Annotated in this window: 25 protein-coding genes; 15 read left to right on the forward strand and 10 right to left on the reverse strand. The window is 53.1% G+C overall.

Features of this window, described 5'->3' with window-relative positions; translation table 11 throughout:
* Positions 1-21 precede the first annotated feature (21 nt).
* Complete coding sequence (locus AC5E51_RS11525; protein ID WP_301387635.1) at positions 22-942, forward strand: DUF808 domain-containing protein; 921 nt, start codon at positions 22-24, stop codon at positions 940-942.
* Positions 943-969: 27 nt separating this feature from the next.
* On the opposite strand, the gene AC5E51_RS11530 is transcribed toward AC5E51_RS11525, so the two are convergent.
* The gene (locus AC5E51_RS11530; RefSeq protein ID WP_301387634.1) at positions 970-1,731 is read right to left on the reverse strand and encodes a Nif3-like dinuclear metal center hexameric protein; all 762 of its coding nucleotides are present in this window, start codon (positions 1,729-1,731) and stop codon (positions 970-972) included.
* A gap of 69 nt (positions 1,732-1,800) precedes the next feature.
* Between AC5E51_RS11530 and AC5E51_RS11535 the strand changes: the two genes are divergently transcribed.
* Positions 1,801-2,970: a trypsin-like peptidase domain-containing protein gene (locus AC5E51_RS11535; RefSeq protein ID WP_301387633.1), complete on the forward strand. Its 1,170-nt coding sequence runs from the start codon at positions 1,801-1,803 to the stop codon at positions 2,968-2,970.
* A gap of 26 nt (positions 2,971-2,996) precedes the next feature.
* Here the strand turns inward: AC5E51_RS11535 and hisC are convergent, their stop codons facing one another.
* The 9 genes from hisC to AC5E51_RS11580 form a co-directional block, all read right to left on the reverse strand.
* On the reverse strand, positions 2,997-4,145 hold the full coding sequence (gene hisC, locus AC5E51_RS11540) for a histidinol-phosphate transaminase (RefSeq protein WP_297530662.1): 1,149 nt from the start codon (positions 4,143-4,145) through the stop codon (positions 2,997-2,999).
* A 792-nt stretch (positions 4,146-4,937) separates the two neighbouring features.
* Positions 4,938-6,242, reverse strand: a complete 1,305-nt coding sequence (gene hisD, locus AC5E51_RS11545) for a histidinol dehydrogenase (protein WP_068437182.1) — start codon at positions 6,240-6,242, stop codon at positions 4,938-4,940.
* Positions 6,243-6,253: 11 nt separating this feature from the next.
* A complete protein-coding gene (gene hisG, locus AC5E51_RS11550) occupies positions 6,254-6,898 on the reverse strand; it encodes an ATP phosphoribosyltransferase (protein WP_068437180.1) in 645 nt (214 codons plus the stop codon).
* A gap of 59 nt (positions 6,899-6,957) precedes the next feature.
* A complete protein-coding gene (gene murA, locus AC5E51_RS11555) occupies positions 6,958-8,223 on the reverse strand; it encodes a UDP-N-acetylglucosamine 1-carboxyvinyltransferase (protein ID WP_297530663.1) in 1,266 nt (421 codons plus the stop codon).
* A 15-nt stretch (positions 8,224-8,238) separates the two neighbouring features.
* Complete coding sequence (locus AC5E51_RS11560; protein WP_068436037.1) at positions 8,239-8,478, reverse strand: BolA family protein; 240 nt, start codon at positions 8,476-8,478, stop codon at positions 8,239-8,241.
* Positions 8,479-8,548: 70 nt separating this feature from the next.
* Entirely contained in the window at positions 8,549-8,875 is a 327-nt protein-coding gene (locus tag AC5E51_RS11565; protein ID WP_297530664.1) for an STAS domain-containing protein, read from the reverse strand.
* Complete coding sequence (mlaD, locus tag AC5E51_RS11570) at positions 8,872-9,333, reverse strand: outer membrane lipid asymmetry maintenance protein MlaD (RefSeq protein ID WP_297530665.1); 462 nt, start codon at positions 9,331-9,333, stop codon at positions 8,872-8,874. The genes AC5E51_RS11565 and mlaD overlap by 4 nt, the downstream gene beginning before the upstream one ends.
* A gap of 3 nt (positions 9,334-9,336) precedes the next feature.
* Positions 9,337-10,119, reverse strand: coding sequence for a lipid asymmetry maintenance ABC transporter permease subunit MlaE (gene mlaE / locus AC5E51_RS11575; protein WP_297530666.1), 783 nt, complete (start codon positions 10,117-10,119; stop codon positions 9,337-9,339).
* Positions 10,119-10,931, reverse strand: coding sequence for an ATP-binding cassette domain-containing protein (locus tag AC5E51_RS11580; protein ID WP_068437381.1), 813 nt, complete (start codon positions 10,929-10,931; stop codon positions 10,119-10,121). Before AC5E51_RS11580 ends, mlaE begins: the two co-directional genes overlap by 1 nt.
* Positions 10,932-11,099: 168 nt before the next feature.
* Here AC5E51_RS11580 and AC5E51_RS11585 point away from each other — a divergent pair, with 168 nt between their 5' ends.
* The 13 genes from AC5E51_RS11585 (at position 11,100) to AC5E51_RS11645 (ending at position 21,790) form a co-directional block, all read left to right on the forward strand.
* Positions 11,100-12,062, forward strand: a complete 963-nt coding sequence (locus tag AC5E51_RS11585) for a calcium/sodium antiporter (protein ID WP_068437169.1) — start codon at positions 11,100-11,102, stop codon at positions 12,060-12,062.
* Complete coding sequence (locus AC5E51_RS11590; RefSeq protein WP_301378332.1) at positions 12,059-13,036, forward strand: KpsF/GutQ family sugar-phosphate isomerase; 978 nt, start codon at positions 12,059-12,061, stop codon at positions 13,034-13,036. Before AC5E51_RS11585 ends, AC5E51_RS11590 begins: the two co-directional genes overlap by 4 nt.
* A complete protein-coding gene (gene lptC / locus AC5E51_RS11595) occupies positions 13,036-13,587 on the forward strand; it encodes an LPS export ABC transporter periplasmic protein LptC (RefSeq protein ID WP_068437165.1) in 552 nt (183 codons plus the stop codon). Before AC5E51_RS11590 ends, lptC begins: the two co-directional genes overlap by 1 nt.
* Entirely contained in the window at positions 13,571-14,149 is a 579-nt protein-coding gene (lptA, locus tag AC5E51_RS11600; protein ID WP_068437162.1) for a lipopolysaccharide transport periplasmic protein LptA, read from the forward strand. The genes lptC and lptA overlap by 17 nt, the downstream gene beginning before the upstream one ends.
* The gene (lptB, locus tag AC5E51_RS11605; RefSeq protein ID WP_491778614.1) at positions 14,146-14,871 is read left to right on the forward strand and encodes an LPS export ABC transporter ATP-binding protein; all 726 of its coding nucleotides are present in this window, start codon (positions 14,146-14,148) and stop codon (positions 14,869-14,871) included. Before lptA ends, lptB begins: the two co-directional genes overlap by 4 nt.
* 144 nt (positions 14,872-15,015) lie before the next feature.
* Entirely contained in the window at positions 15,016-16,575 is a 1,560-nt protein-coding gene (locus tag AC5E51_RS11610) for an RNA polymerase factor sigma-54 (protein ID WP_301378329.1), read from the forward strand.
* Between the two features lie 64 nt (positions 16,576-16,639).
* The gene (gene hpf, locus AC5E51_RS11615) at positions 16,640-16,942 is read left to right on the forward strand and encodes a ribosome hibernation-promoting factor, HPF/YfiA family (protein ID WP_301181724.1); all 303 of its coding nucleotides are present in this window, start codon (positions 16,640-16,642) and stop codon (positions 16,940-16,942) included.
* 3 nt (positions 16,943-16,945) lie between these two features.
* Positions 16,946-17,404 (forward strand): PTS IIA-like nitrogen regulatory protein PtsN, encoded by a 459-nt coding sequence (ptsN, locus tag AC5E51_RS11620; RefSeq protein WP_301181723.1) that lies wholly within the window; start codon positions 16,946-16,948, stop codon positions 17,402-17,404.
* Positions 17,405-17,421: 17 nt separating this feature from the next.
* Positions 17,422-18,297 carry an RNase adapter RapZ gene (rapZ, locus tag AC5E51_RS11625; protein WP_297530690.1) on the forward strand — a complete coding sequence of 292 codons (876 nt, stop codon included), beginning with the start codon at positions 17,422-17,424 and terminating at the stop codon, positions 18,295-18,297.
* Positions 18,298-18,309: 12 nt separating this feature from the next.
* Positions 18,310-18,579, forward strand: coding sequence for an HPr family phosphocarrier protein (locus tag AC5E51_RS11630; RefSeq protein ID WP_491778615.1), 270 nt, complete (start codon positions 18,310-18,312; stop codon positions 18,577-18,579).
* Between the two features lie 129 nt (positions 18,580-18,708).
* Entirely contained in the window at positions 18,709-20,064 is a 1,356-nt protein-coding gene (mgtE, locus tag AC5E51_RS11635) for a magnesium transporter (protein WP_301378323.1), read from the forward strand.
* Positions 20,065-20,111: 47 nt separating this feature from the next.
* Positions 20,112-20,624 (forward strand): ribosome biogenesis factor YjgA, encoded by a 513-nt coding sequence (gene yjgA / locus AC5E51_RS11640; RefSeq protein WP_297530696.1) that lies wholly within the window; start codon positions 20,112-20,114, stop codon positions 20,622-20,624.
* A gap of 356 nt (positions 20,625-20,980) precedes the next feature.
* Positions 20,981-21,790 carry a formate/nitrite transporter family protein gene (locus AC5E51_RS11645; RefSeq protein ID WP_068435634.1) on the forward strand — a complete coding sequence of 270 codons (810 nt, stop codon included), beginning with the start codon at positions 20,981-20,983 and terminating at the stop codon, positions 21,788-21,790.
* Positions 21,791-21,851 lie beyond the last annotated feature (61 nt).

Here is a 21,851-nt window from a genome sequence, read left to right on the forward strand (position 1 = left end):
CCAAACACAGGAAGTAAAACCATGGCCGCTGGCAGCCTACTCGCGTTACTCGATGATATTGCTACCGTATTGGACGATGTTGCTGTTATGTCCAAAGTTGCGGCGAAGAAAACCAGTGGCGTTCTGGGTGATGATTTAGCTCTGAATGCGCAGCAGGTGACAGGTATTCGTGCAGAGCGAGAACTCCCCGTCGTATGGGCTGTTACCAAAGGCTCACTTTTAAACAAACTTATTCTCGTCCCTGCAGCCTTACTGATCAGTGCATTCTTACCGCAGGCCATCGCCTGGCTTCTGATGATAGGTGGAGCCTATTTGTGCTACGAAGGCGTCGAAAAGCTGATGCACAAATTCTTTCATAAAAAAGCGGAAGAACATCAGGCAAGAGTTGAAGCCATCAACAACCCGGAAACGGACATGGTAGCGTTTGAAAAAGAAAAGATTAAAGGCGCCATCCGGACCGACTTTATTCTTTCGGCAGAAATTATAGTAATTTCTCTTGGCACTATGGCCAGCGCTGCCCTCTTTACACAGATAATTGCGTTGTCACTACTCGCTATTCTATTTACCTTCGGTGTCTATGGGCTGGTCGCTGGTATCGTCAAGCTTGATGATGCTGGCCTCTGGCTAACCGAACAAAAAGAAGCCCGCCTGGGCATGTTCAAAGAAACCCTCGGACGATTCTTACTAGGACTGGCGCCCCGCCTGATGCGTTTTCTCTCAATTGCCGGCACCATCGCCATGTTTCTGGTCGGGGGTGGTATTATTGCCCATCATATCCCCGCGATTGAACACTTTACGCATGATATTGCTAAATCGGCGTCTTACCTGGCGATTCCCTCTGCTGAGCTGATCTCCGGGATGACGGTCAACCTGATCACTGGTATTGCTATCGGTGTCATACTGGTCATACCGGTACAGCTATTAAATAAACTGCGCGGTTAATCGACTGTATAAAAAGCTGGATGATATTTAAACCGGGTTATCGATATCGATAAATACAACATCCAGATCAAATTCATCGGCGAGATACTCACCCACCGCTTTGGCGCCATAGCGTTCAGTTGCGTGATGTCCGGCACTGAAAAAGTGCGTGCCTGTTTCTCGTGCCAGGTGAACCGCTGGTTCATTCACTTCACCAGTAATATAGGCATCAACACCCGCATCAATGGCCTTCTGAAGGTAGCCTTGCGCGCCTCCAGTACACCAGGCGACCGTTTCGATCGTATCGCCAGACTCTCCGATGTGCAGAGGCTCTCTCTGCAGACATTGTGCAATCCAAGCACTCAGTTCACCGCCCGTCATCGGTCTTGGCAAACGACCGATATTACCCGGCACGGATGGGTCAGACTCATCCAGAGGGCCGTCGACCTGAATCCCCAGAACATCCGCAAGCTGAATGTTATTGCCGTATATCGGGTGCATATCTAACGGAAGGTGGTAAGCAATCAGGTTTATATCATTAAGCAGAAGCGCTTTAATCCGCTCTTTCTTGATCCCAGTAATGCATTCGTCCTCACCTTTCCAGAAGTAGCCATGGTGCACAAAAATCGCATCTGCCTCTTCAGCGATAGCAGCTTCTATCAAGGCCTGATTTGCGGTCACTCCCGTCACGACTTTCTGGATGGTTTCGTTACCTGATACCTGCAATCCGTTCGGACAATAGTCGCGGATTTTGCGGCTTTGCAGAATATGATCAAGATGAGAAATAAGCTCTTTACGTGTAACCGCCATAGTCGTGCCATCCAAAAGTTTGTAACATGTCAGCTCATTGATCTTAGAGAGATTGCGGAGCGCTGACAAATGTCTCCAACGCAGACATTCGCATTGCGGATATTGTTCCCTGCAGCCATCGGAGGCCTTATTGCCACTCTGATACTGTTGATCGCACCCGAGTGGGTATTGCCTCAGGTCGCGACTCCTGTTCAGGAACCACAACCGCAGCAACATGTCGCATCAAATGTACCAGCGATGCAGGGCCCGGTAAGTTATGCGGATGCCGTTAATGCAGCCGCACCTGCCGTGGTGAATATCTATACCCGCAAGGTCGTGAAGCGACGCACAAATCCGCTATTGAATGACCCAGCTCTACGACGCTTCTTCGGCGAATCAGAACAACCCAGTGACCGCATGCAAAGCAGCCTCGGCTCGGGCGTGATTATGTCCAATGAAGGTCATATCATCACCAACTTCCACGTGATCGAAGGGGCGGATGAAATCACGGTTGCACTGTTCGATGGCAGGGATGAAGAAGCCACACTGGTCGGTAGCGACCCTGAGTCCGACCTCGCGGTTTTACAGATCAACCTTCCTGACGATATTGCCCCGGCAACCATTACCAACGTTGATGGTCATGACGTCGGTGACGTTGTACTGGCTATCGGCAACCCATTTGGTGTCGGCCAGACAGTTACGATGGGGATCATCTCGGCCAAAGGCCGTAACCGCCTCGGGCTCAACACTTACGAAGACTACATCCAGACCGATGCAGCCATTAACCCGGGTAATTCGGGCGGCGCGCTGATCAACGCCTACGGCGAACTCGTTGGCATCAATACCGCCATTTTCACCCAGTCTGGCGGCAGTGAAGGCATAGGCTTTGCGATACCTGCTGATATCGCCCACAGAACCATGGCTGACATTGCACGTTACGGTACAACGATCCGTGGTTGGCTGGGCATTGAAGTACAGGAAGCTTCGCCAGAATTGCTCAAATCACTGAAGCTTCCAGAGAAATTAACCGGACTTTTGGTCACGGGTGTATTTCCTGAAGGGCCAGCAGAACAGGCTGGGCTGGCAGCGGGTGATATTATCATCGGTCTAAATGGTGATAGTGCGAACAACGCCGTCGATGCCATGAACCGGATTGCCAGCCTCAGGCCCGGCGATAAAATATCTGTAGAATTTCTGCGCAGTGGAGAGCAGCTGTCGACCACAGCGTTTGCTGGTCTAAGAGACCAGCCAGAAAACTGATCTTGCGTAAACCTGAAGCTGCCTTCTCAAGCAGCCAGGACTTTCTCGAGCGCAGCATAAAGCGCAATATTCTCTTCAGGCGCTCCCACTGTAAAACGTAGCGTTTTCGCTAACAATGGGTGAGCACCATCGGTGCACTTGATCAGAATATTTTCCTGCTTTAATGCCTCAAATATATTGCGGGCTACTTTACCCTCTGGCACACGTGCCAGAATAAAATTCGCCTCTGAATCAAACGCAGAAAAGCCAAGCTCTGAGAGCTTCCCGTGCATTTTTTCACGCTCTGATTTTAATACATCACACTGCTGCATCAGTACATCGTAATGTTTTAATGCGAATGCCGCAGACGCCTGCGTGAGCACATTAATGTTGTAAGGCATGCGAATTTTATCCAGCTCTGACAACCACTCTTTACGACCAAACAGCATGCCCAAACGCAGACCAGCCAGCCCGACTTTCGACAGCGTGCGCATGACCAGCACGTTATCAAAACGGTCCAGCCAGCTCAGATGATTGCGACTGGAAAAGGGTAGATACGCTTCATCCAATACGACCAGACCTTTATGATCCGCCGTATTACTCGCCTCAATAATGGCGACCAGATCGTCTTCTGCCCATAAATTACCGGTCGGATTATTAGGTTGTGCCAGAAAAATCAGCGCCGGTTTTTTCTCGTTAATCGCCGCCAGCATGGCATCCCGATTCAGAGAAAAATCATCGTTTAATGGCACACCGCAATAATCAATACCCACAAAGGTCGCGATCATCTTATACATTACAAACCCGGGTTCAGGCGCCAGAGCACAAGCCTCCGGCTGAGCAACCGCCATCGCCAGTAGCTGAATAATTTCATCCGAGCCATTACCCAAAAGCACCTCATATTTATCCGGCACCTGCATCGCCTCACGCAGACCTGCGACAACCTCCGGGGCGACGGGGTTTGGATAACGGTTGAGGGCGCAATCGGCGAGCAGTGACTGCCACTCAGAGATCATATCCTCCGGCCAGCGAAATGGATTCTCCATAGCGTCCAGCTTAATCATGCCCTCGGCCTTACCGACGGGGTACGCCTGTAAGGCGCGGATTTCGGGGCGAATGAGTTGTTCAACTAGTGCGTTGACGGACATATTGATGGCCTTGACTGAATCAGAGAATTTAGTGAGCGCATTATACATTTATCGGCGCCGCCGAGGGTATTGGCCACCTGCGGTGGGCGAGCTTCTTTGGCTGCCGCCAGGCCTTTGTTTTTTCTGCAAGGGGCGGGCCCCTTCCGATCCTCAAGGTTTACAGCTGCCTTCGGCAGGAGGTCACTTCTAGCTGCCGCCGGGTCTATATGCCCTTGTTGGGGGACCTTGTCCCCCGGGCGGGCGGCCCATCCCCCTGCTTTCGCGCTTTCTGGGCCGTATATCCGATATTTACTGGCTTTTCCGGCAACCGGCTCCGGCGGGCATCCATGCCCGTATGGAGCCTCGCTCGGCATCCTGCCTCACGTTGCCTACAAAGCTGGCGTAAATACCGGCGGCCCCAGAGGCGCATTACCTCCCCTCAAAACCCTCTTTCAAAATGAAAAAGGACATCGCCGCGAAGCGCTGATGAAACCCGGCTTGTGATGACCCCGCAGGATCGTAGATAACGATGGGTGCTAACCGGCAGGACGCCGGTTAAGCCTGCGCGCGGCCATGGATGGCCGCTGCAGGCGTGCCTCAATCGGTATCAAGAGACAAGGATCAGGACATCACGCCGGAAAGGGGGATCGGAAGGGGCCCGCCCCTTGCAGAAAAACTACGACTTGGCGGCAGCTAAAAAAGTCTCCCTGCCGAAGGCAGCTAATCCCAACAAGGGCATAGGAACTCGGCGGCAGCCAAAAAAACCTCCCTGCCGAAGGCAGCTATAAACCTTGAGGATCAACAGCAAGCCAAAACAAAAAAAAGCCCGGCATCGCCGGGCTCTTCAAAGCAAAAAAAACGTCAGTCTTTAATCCGATACTCCGCCGATCTCGCGTGAGCAGTCAAAAACTCCCCGCGCGCCAGCACAGATGCCACTTTCCCCATCTCAGACGCACCGTCTGCAGAGAATTTCACCAGCGATGAACGCTTCTGGAAGTCATACACACCCAACGGTGATGAGAAGCGTGCCGTACCTGATGTCGGCAATACGTGGTTTGGCCCGGCACAGTAGTCGCCAAGGGCTTCCGCGGTGTAGCGTCCCATAAAGATGGCGCCCGCGTGGCGGATACCCGGCAGCCAGCTATCCGGGTCTTCGACTGACAGCTCAAGGTGCTCCGGCGCAATCCGATTGATCAGGTTCAATGCGTCTTCTTTACCCGACGCAAGAATCATCGCGCCGCGGTCACTGAGTGACTTACGGATAATCTCTTCGCGCTCCATGGTTGGCAGCAGCTTTTCGATACTGGCCTGTACCTGATCAAGGAAGTTTTCATCCATCGCAACCAGAATAGACTGTGCGTCTTCATCGTGCTCGGCCTGTGAAAACAGGTCCATCGCAATCCAGTCCGGATCGGTATCACCATCACACACGACAAGGATCTCAGACGGGCCTGCGATCATATCAATGCCGACCTGACCAAACACCATACGCTTGGCAGTCGCCACAAAGATGTTCCCCGGGCCCACAATTTTATCGACGCCCGGAACAGTCTCAGTGCCGTACGCGAGTGCAGCGACAGCCTGCGCACCGCCCACGGTAAATACCCGTGACACACCAGCGGCTGCCGCAGCGGCCAGTACCAGCTGATTAAGCTGACCATCAGGGGTCGGTACCACCATGATGATTTCAGATACGCCGGCGACGTGAGCAGGAATAGCATTCATCAATACCGAGGAAGGATAAGCGGCCTTACCGCCCGGCACGTAAATGCCAACGCGATCCATCGGTGTGACCTTTTGACCCAGCACAGTGCCGTCAGCTTCGGTGTACTGCCACGAATCCTGCTTCTGCTTTTCGTGATAGTCGCGCACACGGTCGGCTGCTGTGATCAGAGCCGTGCGCTGCTTTTCGTCGAGACCGTCTAACGCCGCCTGCAACTGCTCCTGAGTCAGTTCAAGGTCAGCCATGGTGCTGGCACTGGTGCGGTCGAATTTGTTGGTGTATTCAATCAGGGCTTCATCACCGCGACTGCGAACATCATTGACGATATTAGTCACGGCTTCCTGCACGCCTGAATCAGACACAGCTTCCCAGGCGAGAAGTTCATCCATCTGTGCTGCAAAATCTGACTGATCCGAACGGAAACGACGGATTTCAATACTCATACCGGTGCTCCTCAGGCGTTACGCTGACGCTCAACGGCGGCAGCCATCTGATCAATAATGGGTTGGATCTGGTCATATTTTACTTTCATTGAGGCACGCGATGCGACCAGTCGTGAGCTGATTGGAGCAATCAGTTCGCACGGCTCCAGGCCGTTTGCCTTGAGGGTATTACCGGTATCGACAATATCCACGATCAGATCCGCCAGCCCCATGATTGGCGCCAGCTCCATTCCACCGTAAAGCTTAATAATATCGACCTGACGGCCCTGCTCGGCAAAGTAGCGTTTCGCCACGTTGACGAACTTGGTCGCTACTTTTAAGCGCCCGGCTGGCAATTCTGCATCTTTAAGCGCAGCCGTCATCAGACGACAGGTCGCGATGTTCAGATCCAGTGGCTCACACAGGTTGGTGCTGTTGTATTCCATCAATACGTCTTTACCGGCAACGCCTAGATCCGCCGCACCGTATTCCACGTAGGTCGGGACGTCGGTCGCACGAATGACCACCAGCTTGATGTGCTCATGATTAGTGTCGAAGATCAGCTTCCGACTTTTCTTCAGATCTTCAGCCGGATGAATACCTGCTTCCGCCAACAGGGGAAGTGTGTCATCCAGAATGCGCCCTTTTGAGAGAGCAATAGTCAAAGGCTGAGTCATGGTCTTGCTGATCCTCTTTAGTTCACTCGCGTGTCAGTCACGGCTTTCAATAGTGGCCATCAGGCCGGCAGTCGGCGGATATTCGCACCGAGCTGCTGAAACTTTTCTTCAATACATTCGTAACCACGGTCAATATGGTAAATACGGTTCACATCCGTTGCGCCTTCAGCAACCAGTGCCGCAATGACCAGTGACGCCGATGCACGCAGGTCGGTCGCCATGACCGGCGCCGCACTCAGGGTATCTTTACCGACAACCACCGCAGTATTCCCTTCAACACTGATGTCTGCGCCCATACGCACCAGTTCCTGGGCGTGCATAAAGCGGTTTTCAAAAATAGTTTCGATCACGGTGCCCGTACCTTCGGCAACGGCATTCAGCACAACAAACTGTGCCTGCATATCCGTCGGGAACGCTGGGTGCGGTGCCGTGCGGATATTCACCGCTTTCGGGCGCTTGCCGTGCATATCCAGCTCGATCCAGTCATCACCGGTTTTGATCTCGGCGCCCGCTTCCTGCAGCTTATGCAGAACCGCTTCCAGCAGAACCGGATCAGTGTCTTTGCACAGAACACGACCGCCAGTTACGGCCGCGGCCACCAGAAAGGTGCCGGTCTCGATACGATCTGGCAGGACATTAAATTCACAGCCATGCAGTCTTTCGACGCCTTCGATTTCCATGGTGTCGGTGCCTGCGCCGGTAATCTTAGCGCCCATGGCGTTCAGGCAGTTTGCCAGATCGACAACTTCCGGCTCGCGCGCGGCATTTTCGATGACGGTTTTACCGTCGGCGAGTACGGCGGCCATCATAATGTTCTCAGTACCGGTAACCGTCACCGTATCGAGAAAAATATTGGCGCCTTTTAAGCGGCCTTCAGGTGCCCAGGCTTTAACGTAACCTTCAAGCACTTCGACCTTAGCGCCTAATGCTTCCATACCGCGCAGGTGCAGATCCACCGGACGGGAACCAATGGCACAACCACCAGGCAGCGATACCTCTGCTTCGCCATAACGCGCAAGCAGTGGACCAAGCACAAGAATCGATGCACGCATCGTACGCACCAGATCATAAGGCGCGACCAGACTGTTCAGCTCACCACAGACGGTTTCTACCGACATATCTTCATTAATAGCGACACTTACGCCCATACGACCAAGTAACTCGAGCATGGTGGTGATGTCGTGCAGGTGCGGCAGGTTACCGACCTGCATCGGGCCTTCGGCCAGAAGGGTAGCCGCCAGAATAGGCAGGGCCGAGTTCTTTGCGCCGGAAATACGGACTTCGCCGTCGAGGCGGTTTCCGCCCTCGATTCTCAGTTTTTCCATTTCAGGGTCTCACGCTCAGGCTTTTTCAGCAGGCGTATAAGTCTGGATGGACACTGCATGAAGCCGACCATCAACGATATAGGGATTCAGAATTTTGTAGACGAACTGCTGACGCTTCACTGCGTTCAGGCCTTCGAAAACCTCCCCGACACCGGTGATTTCCTTTACGTAGCCGTCAACGACAGACCAGGTAACATCCGGGGCTTCAGCCTGTAACACTTCCAGGATTTCGTTCGGGGTAATATCCGAGGACATATTGTAACTACCACTCAGTTCAGAAAGCGCACAATCATAGCGGATTTAGGCGCTGAACCGAAGTACTGACTTACTCCGGCAGGTCAGAACCTGACAGGACTGGCCCGAAAACCTCATCGAGATCACAGACCTCGATAATGGCAGGCAGGTCCGCCGGCGGATTTTTGATCGTTAGCGCGACCTTGCGGGCCTCGGCAGCGCGGAGCCAATTCAGGATCAGAGCAACGCCTGCACTACTGAAACGGCTCACGGCAGCAAAATCAATAATGACCCTACCATTTGCCTGAGCGATAGCGTCGTGGCCAGGCTTAACCAGGCTGGCTACGGTATGCAGCGTCAGGTCACCTTCGACCCGGATTTCTCCGCTGGCAGCGACCGATAACGAGGGCGCGGTCATTCGCCCTCTGCCTTATTGAACAGGAAGCGGCTGATCAGCTCTTCGAGTACAACAGCAGACTGCGTATCCTGAACCCAGTCACCATCCTGCATGTAGTCAATTTCAGCACCAACGCTGAGACCGATGTACTTTTCACCCAGAAGGCCAGCCGTAAGAATCGACGCACTGGTATCGATGGGCAATGTGTCCATCGACTTGTCTATTTCCATTTCAACCACGGCCGCATACCACTCCTGATCCAGAGTAATATTGGTTACACGGCCAATAGTGACACCCGCCAGCGAGACTTTCGCACGGTCTGTCAGGCCTCCCAGATTCTCGAAGCGCGCCTTGATTGTGTAGGTTTCACCAGCGGCATCCATGGACAGACCGCTGACCCGCAGGGCCATCAACACAAGAGCAACAATGCCCATTACCATAAAGCCGCCGACCATGAGTTCGACATTACGCATACGCATGTTTTACACGCCTCCTAACATGACCGCAGTCAATATAAAATCCAGTCCAAGAATCGCCAGTGATGAGATCACTACCGTTTGTGTTGTTGCCTTACCAATACCTTCGGATGTCGGTGCGGCGTCGTAGCCCTGATAGACGGCAATCCATGTCACCACCACACCAAATACAGCGGCTTTAATCAGCCCCTGAACAACGTCTTCGTAAAACTCAACGGTGTTCGCCATGTTGCTCCAGTAGGCGCCGTCATACAGACCCAGCATATCGACAGCGACAAACGCACCGCCCCAGATACCTACTGTGCTGAATAACAATGCCAGAATCGGAACACTGATAACGCCAGCCCAGAGTCGTGGAGTAATCACACGTTTGAGCGGGTCGACGCCCATCATCTCCATGGCAGACAGCTGCTCAGTGGCTTTCATAAGACCGATTTCTGCGGTCAAGGCTGAGCCTGCCCGCCCGGCAAACAACAGTGCCGCAAGCACCGGGCCGAGTTCACGCAAAAGAGTCAGAGACACCATAGTCCCAAGCGCCGAAACCGAACCAAATTTCACCAGAATGTTGTAGCCCTGCAGAGCAAGCACCATTCCTACAAAGAAACCTGCAACAATAATGATCGACAGTGAACGCACACCAACCGAGTGAATCTGTCGGATCAGATCAAGAAAACCCGCGCTGCCCGGGCCACCCCAGGTCACCGACTGAATAAACAGCATACCGGCCCGACCGATAGACTGGATCGACTGAACGCCGACCTGTCCCAGGCTTCGAACATGCTTAAGCATTATGCCTCTCCCGCAAATAAATCAGCGCGATAGTCATCGGCCGGGTAATGGAATGGCACAGGGCCATCGGGATCACCGTTAAGGAACTGACGTACTTCGGCGTTATCGCCATTTCTGAGTTCATCTGGCGTACCAAAGCCGATGACTTTTCCGCCTGAAACGATGCACAGGTAATCGGCAATCTGACAGGACTCTTCAACGTCGTGAGACACCAGCAAACTGGTCAGCCCGAGCGCTTCATTCAAACCGCGGATCAGGCGCAGAATCATCCCCATAGAAATCGGATCGAGCCCGGTAAACGGCTCGTCATACATAATCAGCTCAGGGTCCATCGCGATAGAGCGCGCTAAGGCAACACGGCGCACCATGCCACCGGACAGCTCCGCCGGAAACAGGTCACGCGCTCCACGCAGGCCTACAGCTTCAAGTTTCATCAGAACCAGATCGCGGATCATGTCATCAGGCAGATCGGTATGGGTGCGTAGCGGGAAAGCGACGTTGTCGAACACATTGAGGTCTGTAAACAGGCCACTGGTCTGAAACAGCATACCCATTTTGTTTTTGCGCAGCTCAAACAGGTCTCCGCGACTCATGGTGCCGACATTACTGCCATCCACCAGCACTTCGCCGGAATCCGCTTTCAGCTGACCACCAATCATGCGTAACAGTGTCGTTTTACCGGTGCCGCTGGGGCCCATGATTGCGGTGATCTTGCCGCGGGGAAAGGCGACGTTCAGACCGTCGTAGATCTTTCGTTTACCACGATAAAAGGTGACATCCTTCACTTCGACGTGGTTATTGCTGTTAGACATCAGGTGACCTGTATTTACCCTGTACTTTAACTGACCGCTAGCATATCGGATTGTTCTGGGCATACCAACGGCAATTCCGCCCGGCAAGCGGAACATCCTGTTGCAATTGCGCCGATTCACCGCTCCGGTACAATGAGCGGCTTAATTTCCTGAGCGTGATCTTTAGCTATGTATCCCGAAATAGGCGCAATCCTCGTTGGCCTGATTTTTCTTGTCTGGAGTGCCGACAAGTTCGTTATCGGCGCCGCGGCCACTGCCCGCCACCTTGGCATGTCTCAGATGCTGGTTGGTCTGACCATTGTCTCTATCGGCACGTCCGCACCGGAGATGTTTGTCTCCGCCATGGCCTCGATCGACGGCGCCGGCAACCTGGCGATCGGTAACGCCATTGGCTCGAACATCACCAACATCGCCCTGGTACTCGGTATTACCGCGCTTGTCGCGCCGATCCCATTACAGAAGGGCCTGCTCAAGAAAGAACTCCCTCTGCTGATGATGATCACCCTGCTCGCAGGTGTCGTTCTGATCGACCTTGAGCTGAATCTGGTCGACGCCCTGATCCTGATCGCAGCCCTGATCTTCGCTCTCTTCCTGATGTTCCAGCAGTCGTCGGATAGCGGCGAATCTGTGATCGACGAAGACGAAGCGGCCGAAATTGAAAGCACACCCACCAGCAAAGCAGTGTTCTGGCTGATCGTTGGTCTGATCACTCTGATGGCCAGTTCGAAAGCTCTGGTCTGGGGTGCGACCGGTATCGCAACGGCCTTTGGTGTGTCTGACCTTGTGATTGGTCTGACTATCGTTGCGATCGGCACCAGCCTGCCCGAGCTTGCAGCGTCCGTCGCCAGTGCTTTAAAAGGCCACCATGACATTGCTATCGGTAATGTCATTGGCTCAAATATTTTCAACCTGCTCGCGGTGATGCCGATCCCGGGGATACTGGCGGTCACCGCCGTTGAACCAATGGCACTTTACCGTGACTACATAGTGATGGCTGGCGTTACCTTTGCCCTGCTGCTGTTCTTTATTATCTGTTATCGCAGAGGGACGCTGGGACGTATCCCAGGCATCATTCTTACTGCCGGCTACCTCGGCTACATGTTCACCTTATTTCTGGCAAATCAAGCATGACTGAATCAACGACTTTTAACTTTATTGACTCCGCACGCCGCACGGTAAAACTCGAACAGGAAGCGGTTGGCCTACTGAGCAACCATCTGGATGAGAATTTCACCCGCGCCTGCCAGTTGATTATTCAGTGCCGTGGTCGAGTTGTAGTAACCGGCATGGGCAAGTCTGGTCACGTTGGCAACAAGATGGCAGCGACACTGGCCAGTACCGGCACTCCTGCTTTTTTCGTTCACCCGGGCGAAGCCAGCCACGGTGACATGGGGATGATCACCGCTGCCGACGTTGTCATTGCATTATCCAACTCTGGTGAAACCAGCGAAGTGACCAGCCTGCTGCCACTGCTGAAGCGTCAGGGTACGCAGCTGATCAGCATGACAGGGAATAAAGAATCCACACTGGCGAAAGCGGCAGACAGCCACCTTTATGCGGGTGTCGATCAGGAAGCCTGCCCTCTTGATCTGGCGCCGACGTCCTCGACGACGTGTGCACTCGTGATGGGCGATGCGCTGGCGATTGCCCTACTGGAAGCAAAAGGGTTCACTGCCGAAGACTTCGCATTTTCTCACCCGGGCGGTAGCCTCGGTCGTCGTCTGCTGTTGAAAGTAGAAAACATCATGCACAGTGGCGAGCAGATTCCAGTTGTCTCTCCGGAAACCTCACTGCCTGAAGCGCTGCTGATCGCCACCTCAAAAGGGCTGGGCATGACCACAGTCGCAGACCCGGACGGCAAGCTCGCCGGTATCTTCACCGATGGTGACCTTCGTCGTGCCATCGACCATGGTGTCGATATCCGTAATGCCACCATCAAAGATGTGATGACGGTTGAATGTAAAACGACCTCACCGGGCATGCTCGCAGCAGAAGCCCTGAAAATCATGGAAGACGGCAAGATCAACGCGCTCGTCGTGCAGGACGAAGGCCGCACCGTCGGTGTTATTAACATGCACGACCTTCTGCGAGCAGGCGTCATCTGATGCGTAAGCGCTATCTACTGCTATTAGTCACCGCATTTTTCGGCGTTGCCTTTCTGGCAGTAGATCGCTACACCCGCGATATTACCGGGCAAACGACCGAACAGGTCGTTCGCGAGCCGGATTATTATGGCGAAGTACTGTTCAGTCGCCGCTACGAAAAAGACGGCTCACTGGCCGATACTTTTTACGCCGCAAAATCAGAGCACTTTCCCGAGGGCGACCTCACCGTATTCAGTGAGCCACGTCTTCTGGTCAGTTCAAAAGACGACTGGGTACTGACCGCTGACGAAGGTGTTATGCGCGGCAACGAACAGGCACTGAAATTATCAGGCAACATATTAATCAGGCCGCTCGACAGCAGTGACCCGATGCGCCTTGAAACCTCAAGGCTGACCTATCATATTGATGACAAGATCGCAGAGACTGATGAGCTGGTTACCATGACGGGTGAAAACAGCCGCATGACTGGCACCGGAATGATGTTTGACGCCACACGTCAGCGCCTCGAACTGAAAACAGGAGTCCGTACGACTTATGAACCTGTTCAATAAACTGGCCGTGATGTCGCTGTCAGTGATCGCAAGCTACACAGTCGCATTGCCGGATGACTGGCAGAAAGAAATGACGATCCTGTCAGATTCTGCAGAGATCGACCGCCGCGCAGGTACAGTTGTGTACGAGGGCAATGTCATTCTTACCCAAGGCACGCTGAAAATAGAAGCCGACCGCCTGATGATTCTGCGCAACGGCGACACCCTCGAAAAAGCCGTCGCAGAAGGCGACCGTGCCCGTTACCAACAGCAGATTGAGGTCGGTAAACCGCTCACCACAGCCCTCGGCAACCGCATCGATTACTACACCAGCGAGCGCCGCATCATTATTACTGGCGATGCTGAACTGGAACAGGAAGGCAATATTTTCAGCGGCGAACGCATCACCTACGACATGGCAACAGAGACCGTGCGTGCTGATGGCACCACCGCCGAGTCGTCGACCGACAGCACAGATGAAGACTCCGGCCGGATCAAAGTCGTTATCCAGCCGCCAAAACCTGAGTCCGAATCTGACTCAGAGTCTGACACGACAGAATCTCCGGAAGCAGCGACAGAATGAAAACACTGAAGGCAGAACATCTGGCCAAAAGTTACGGCGGCCGCGAAGTCGTTAAAGACGTATCTATCCGCGTTGAAAGCGGCCAGATCGTTGGTTTATTGGGCCCTAATGGCGCCGGCAAAACGACCTGTTTCTATATGATTGTTAACCTGGTGCAAGCCGATCGTGGTCGCATCATGATCGACGACGAAGACATCAGCCACCTGCCAATGCACGGCCGTGCCCGCAAAGGCATCGGTTACCTGCCGCAGGAAGCGTCGATTTTCCGCAAGCTCAGTGTTGCAGATAACATCATGGCCATTCTTGAGACCCGTAAAGATCTCAATCGCCAGCAGCGAACTGAACAGCTCGAGCAGCTACTGAACGAATTTCATATTCAACACATCCGCGAAAGCGCCGGCATGGCGCTATCCGGCGGTGAGCGTCGTCGTGTCGAAATTGCCAGAGCGCTGGCTGCAGAGCCCTCGTTCATTCTGCTCGACGAACCCTTTGCTGGTGTAGACCCGATCTCAGTCTCGGACATCATGGATATTATCCGTCAGCTCAAGGCGCGGGGCATCGGCGTACTGATTACCGACCACAACGTGCGTGAGACCCTCGCTATTTGCGAAAAGGCTTTTATCGTTGGTGGTGGCCACATTATCGCCGAAGGCACGGCTGAAGATGTGCTTGCCAATGAGCAGGTGCGCGAAGTCTACCTTGGGGACGATTTCCGTCTTTGAAACTCTGACCGATGTCACGTACTGTAGAGTTATCTATTTACTCTGGTAAGCAAAATAGGTTCCATACACAAGGACTTTGCCTATAATGCTAGGTGCATCAAACAAAAAGATGGTTCGATTTTCAGGTCGTAATTACCGAGTTATATGAAGACATCCCTTCAGATTAAGATGGGCCAGCAGCTGACGATGACGCCTCAGCTGCAACAGGCCATCCGCCTCCTCCAGCTTTCAACGCTGGACCTTCAGCAGGAAATTCAGGAAGCGCTGGATTCCAACCCAATGCTGGAAAGCGAAGAGTTTGATGACAACAGCGACTCAGGCAACGAGTCCGACAACGATTCCCGCAGTTCTGATTCCGATAACAACGACAGAGACAGCCGCGAAGACCGTGAGAGCAGCTCTGACAATCAGGATTACGACAATTCCTACGATGACAATTCCTACGACGATCAGAGCGGCCAGGAATCTCTCGATGAGCAATGGTCGAGCGAGAAACTGCCCGATGACCTGCCTGTAGATAGCCAGTGGGAAGATACCTATCAGGTCAGCGCCGGAGTCGCATCAAGCTCCGGGCCGGTAGACGAAGACTTTGACTACGATTCCCGCTACGCCACCAGCGACAATCTGCAGGATCACCTGCTCTGGCAGCTAAACCTGACCCCAATGTCAGATGCTGACCGCGAAGTTGCGACCATGCTGATTGATGGTGTAGACGATGATGGCTACCTTCACACGACAGTTGAAGACGTCATTGAAGCGATGGACCCGTCACTCGAAATCGAAGAAGAAGAAGTGATGGCAGTTCTTCATCGCCTGCAACAATTTGATCCGGCGGGTGTTTTCTGCCGCGACCTCCGCGAATGCCTGCTTCTGCAACTGCATCAACTGCCTCAGGGCACCCCCTGGCTCACCGAAGCGCAGCTGATCATACGTGATCACATTGACCTGCTCGGTAGTCGCGACTATCAGTCACTGATGCGCCGCACAAAATTGAAGGAAGATGACCTCAAGTCAGTCATGCGACTGATCAAAGAGCTTAACCCGAAGCCGGGTGCAGGCATTGCCTCAGAAGAATCCGAGTACGTTATTCCAGACGTCATCGTCCGCCAGATCAGAGACGAGTGGCGTGTTGAGCTGAATCCAGAGATTGCGCCCAAGCTGCGGGTGAATGCCGACTACGCATCACTGATTCGCCGCTCAGACAGCAGTGCTGACAATACCTTCCTCAAAGATCACCTGCAGGAAGCACGCTGGTTTATTAAAAGTCTGCAAAGTCGCAATGACACTCTGCTCAAAGTCGCAACCAAAATTGTTGAATTCCAGATAGACTTCTTTGAAGAAGGTGATGAAGGCATGAAGCCACTTGTGCTCCATGACATCGCCGAAGCCGTAGGTATGCATGAGTCGACGATCTCTCGGGTAACCACCCAGAAATACATGCATACCCCACGTGGGATTTTTGAGCTTAAATACTTTTTCTCCAGCCACGTCAGCACCGACAGCGGCGGAGAGTGTTCATCGACGGCTATCCGGGCGATGATCAAGAAACTGATCGCGGACGAAAACACGCGTAAGCCACTCAGTGACAACAAGATAGCAACGATGCTCGGTGAAAAGGGCATCAAAGTGGCACGGCGCACGGTAGCGAAATACCGCGAGGCTATGCTGATACCACCATCGAATGAACGTAAGCAGTTGATTTAGAGTCTGTTATATCAATGTGAACAGATTCTGATTCACCTACCGCCAGCGACACAGGAGACTTGGCATGCAAATCAATATCAGTGGTCATCATGTAGAAGTAACGGAAGCGATGCAGGCGCACGTTGAAGATAAAATGTCGAAGCTTACGCGCCATAGCGACAGCATCACCACAGGTCAGATCACGTTGACCGTCGTTAAAGATCGCCAGACGGCCGAAGGGACGATACACATCACAGGTCACGACCTGCACGCGAAAGCAGAAAACGAAGACATGTACACCGCCATTGATCAGATGGTCGACAAACTGGACCGTCAGGTTCTTAAGCACAAAGAGAAGCAGGTCGCGCGCCAACACGGTCAAGGCTGAAGCATGTCTTTGAGTATTGAGGATATCCTCACACCGGAACGGTCCGTCATTGACGTGACCGTTTCCAGTAAGAAAAAACTGTTAGAACAACTTTCATCTCTGGTTGCTGAAGAAATCGGCGATGCCTCCGCAGACGATATCTACGAACGCCTGTTAGCACGCGAGCGCATGGGAAGCACAGGGATAGGAGAAGGTATTGCCATCCCGCACTGCCGGTTGTTGCAGTGCCAGAAAGCGCTGGGCGTTCTTCTGAGATTAAATACCCCGATAGACTATGATTCTATCGATGGTAATCCGGTCGACCTCGTATTTGCTTTGTTAGTCCCCGAGGAAGCAACCGACGAACACCTTCAGATACTGGCGACACTCGCCAGTAACTTTAATCAGGCGGAATATCGCGAAGCTTTGCGCAACGCGCCAGACGCCAAACGTCTTTTCCAGCGAGCGATCGCAGAGCGGTAGTAATCACGGAGTCGAATATGCGCCTGGTAGTCATCAGCGGAAGATCAGGATCGGGGAAGTCGAGTGCGCTGCACGTGCTCGAAGATCTTGGATTCTATTGCATCGACAACCTGCCCATCGGGCTACTGCCTGCCCTTGCCAGTCAGGCTGACGCCAATGACAAGCTGACCCGGGTTGCGGTCAGTATTGATGCTCGCAATCTCTCGGCCACAGAAGAGCCGATAGAGAAGCTACTGCTCGACCTGCCTAATGATCACTATCAGCTTGATGTGGTTTATCTCGACGCCTCTGAAAAAGTTCTGCTACAGCGATTCAGTGCGACACGACGCAAGCACCCGCTGACAACCCACGAGCTGTCACTTGCAGAAGCCATCGATCAGGAGAAAGACCTCCTTGATCCGCTCGCCAACATGGCGGATCTGACATTAGATACAACGCACATGTCAGTTCACGAGTTGCGCAGCATGATTCGCCTGCGGGTTGCAGACCGCCCCAACGGTGAAATGTCGATATTATTTGAATCGTTCGGATTTAAGCATGGTATCCCCACCGACGCAGACTACGTGTTCGATGTGCGCCATCTGCCCAATCCGTACTGGAGTGAAGACCTGCGCAAGCTCACAGGCCTCGACAGCGAAGTACAATTATTCCTGAACAGCTATGACGTCGTCGGTGAAATGCGAAAATCGATCAGCGACTTTCTGGGGCAATGGACTGACCGTCTGATCGAAGCTAACCGCAGCTATATGACGATCGCCATTGGTTGCACCGGCGGTCAGCACAGATCCGTTTATCTGGCTGAGCAACTCGCCACCGAATACCGAATGAAATACCCGAACGTCCAGGTGCGTCATCGTGAACTCGCACGAGCAGCGAACCTGCCTACTCCATAATCCGGACACCGTATGATCCAGAAAAACGTTCTTATAATAAATAAACTCGGCCTGCATGCCCGCGCAGCGGCCAAACTGGTATCTACTGCGTCAGCATTCTCCAGCCAGCTTAAGATTGGCCAGGACGGGCGTATGGTCGACTGCAAAAGCATTATGTCCGTCATGATGCTGGCTGCCAGCAAAGGCACTGAACTGATTCTGACTGCGGAAGGCAGTGACGAAGGAGCTGCCGTCGATGCCATTACCGATCTCATTGATCGTCGCTTCGATGAAGAAGAATAGCCCTCAGGAAAATTTCACGATTATCCCCGCTAAAACAGCTGATTAGGCCCAAAACTGCGAGTACTTTCGTGGTATCAACCGAGCAATCAGGCTAGAATCAGTTAACCCGATTTACTCCGGATTCCGGCCATGGCTCAGCACACAGAAAAGGCAAAAGCAAAACTCCACAGCCTTAATGCTGCCCTGGAAAGTGGTGCCCTGAATAAAGTAGAGCGCATCCTGAATTCTGGTCTCGCGCCTGCCGATATTGCTCACCTGATCGAGTCGTCCCCGCCGAAAGCACGTAAAGTGCTCTGGGATCTGGTCGACAAAGAACTCGAAGGTGAAGTACTCCAGTACTTAAGCGAAGACCTGCAGGCACACTTCCTGTCGGACCTGAGTGCCGAAGAACTGGTCGACATCACTTCAGACCTCGACGCCGATGACGTCGCCGACATCCTGCAGCAACTTCCTGAACGCGTTACCCAGGAAGTACTCGACGCGATGGACCAGCAGGACCGTACCCGTCTTGAACAGGTACTGGGCTACCCGGAGGACAGCGCCGGTGGTCTGATGAACACCGATACGGTGACCATCCGTCCTGACATCACGCTCGAAGTTGTTATGCGTTACCTGCGTCGCCACCCGACGCTGCCAGAAATGACGGATAACCTTCTGGTCGTAAACCGGAACAACGAATTTATTGGCATCCTGACCATCAACAAGCTTCTTGTCAGCGATCCCAACCAGACCGTGCGTGAGGTGATGACCACCGACGCCCGGGTGATCCCTGCCACCATGCAGGACACAGACGTTGCCAAACTGTTCGAACGACACGACCTTGTATCGGCTCCGGTTGTCGATGCAGAGGGCAAACTTATCGGTCGTATCACCATCGATGACGTGGTTGACGTTATCCGGGAAACCGCGGACCACTCGCTGATGAGTTCCGTGGGTCTGGATGAAGAAGAAGATACCTTTGCTCCGGCGCTGAAAACCAGCCGCCGTCGAGCTGTCTGGCTGGGCATTAACCTGCTTACGGCACTGGCTGCCTCCGCCGTCATCGGCCTGTTTGATAAAACCATCGAACAGGTGGTCGCTCTTGCTGTACTGATGCCCATCGTTGCCAGTATGGGCGGCATCGCTGGCAGTCAGGTCCTGACCCTGGTTATTCGCGGGCAGGCACTGGGGCATCTCTCCAGCGCAAACTTCCGCTGGCTGTTTAACCGGGAAATTATCGTCGCAGGCATTAACGGCGTGCTCTGGGCGGCTGTCATCGCGGTCATTACTCTGCTCTGGTTCAACGATCCGGGCATCGCCGCCATTATCGGCGCTGCGATTATCATTAATTTACTGGTCGCTGCAGTCACGGGCGCGGCATTACCACTGATACTCAAAGCCCGTGGCATCGACCCGGCACTCGCCGGTGGCGTAGTACTGACAACCGTCACCGACGTGATCGGCTTCCTGTCATTTCTCGGGCTCGCCACAATCTTCTATCTGTAAGCTGACCAGTCGCTGAGCTGATCACCACTGAATACTCCGGAGTTCTTATGACCCACGAAGACGACGACATCGAATACGAACTGGTCAGTAAGACTGAAATGAAGCGTGAAATGCATCGCTATCAGGAACTCGGAGAAACTCTGTGCAATCTTCCGCCTGCCAAATGGACTGACCTTCCGATTACCGATGTGCTAATGGCCGCGCTGGAAGAGAGCCGTCGTATTAAAAAACACGAAGCCCGCCGCCGTCACTTTCAATACATCGGCAAACTAATGCGCTCTGAAGATATCGACGCGATTCAAGAAGCAATCGATATGCTCGATCCTTCTAGCGAGGCCTTCGGTCGCCGGATAGGCCAGTTGGAGCAGTGGCGTAATCGCCTTATCAATGACGGTAAGGCAATGAATGAATTTCTGGATACCTACCCAGACACAGACCGGCAACAACTACGCAACCTTGTGCGCAATGCGCAGAAAGAAATGCAGGCTGAGCCACCAAAGCCGGGAACGGCATTCAAGAAACTCTTCCAGCTGATAAAAGAAATCGACAGCAACGCCTGAGCTCTTCATCAGGTTATCCCCCCGTCCCTCTTACCCTTATATAAAGATGCGCACTTAGTGCGCATTTTTTGTTTTGCATGCACCTGTCTATCGCACCGTCGTGCACCGCAGGTTCTCCCCGACACTCAATGAGCATCTAACCCCCTGTCTTAAGCCACTGTTTTTATGGGGTTTTATTGACATTTTTTAAACATGGCACGACGGTTGCAAAATCCCTGTTGAGCCAACGGCGGCTCTTAAAAAATTCAGAAAAAATTCGATAACGGCGTCGATACCCATCGGTTAATCACTGACTGGGGCGACGCCGTTTTTCATTTTAAAGCCGATAGAACACCCCCAAATAATGAGGAAATGCTATGTCCTACTTAATGCCTTCTGAGTTCGCCACAAAAATGGTGGATAGCGGTGCAGAAAAGATATTCATGTCGACCAAAGACACGTTGATCCGTGCTTTTATGGCTGGGGCTATTCTGGCTCTGGCTGCTGTATTCGCGATCACCGTCGCCATGAAAAGTGGTTCGCCAATTCTGGGGGCTGTGCTGTTCCCGGTAGGTTTCATCATGCTCTACCTGATGAAGTTCGACCTGCTGACCGGTGTATTCACTCTGGTGCCACTGGCGATTATCGACAAGCGTCCTGGCTGTACCGTTCCGCAGATGCTGCGTAACTGGGGCCTGGTATTCTGCGGCAACCTTGCGGGTGCTCTGTCTGTTGCGGTAATGATCTCTTTCATCCTGACCTATGGCTACAACACTGACGGCGGCGCAATCGCAGCCAAAGTATCAACCATTGGTGAATCACGTACCGTAGGTTATGCATCGCACGGCGTAGACGGCTGGCTGACTATTTTCATCCGCGGCATGCTGTGCAACTGGATGGTATCTATGGGTGTTGTTGGCGCCATGATATCTACTTCTGCGATCTCTAAAATGTTCGCTATGTGGATGCCAATCATGCTGTTCTTCTTCATGGGTTTCGAGCACTCCATCGTCAACATGTTCCTGTTCCCATTCTCAATGATCATGGGCGGTGACTTTACTGTGATGGACTACATCATCTGGAACGAACTGCCTACCGCACTGGGTAACCTTGTCGGTGGTTTTGTGTTCGTCGCTCTGCCACTGTACTTTACACACGTACGTCAGAGTGCCGACCGTACTCTGTAATCGCTACCCTTCGACGGATAGCAATACACTCTGCCTGTGCACCTTGCACAGGCAGATCTGT

Source organism: Thalassolituus sp. (genome assembly GCF_984348125.1).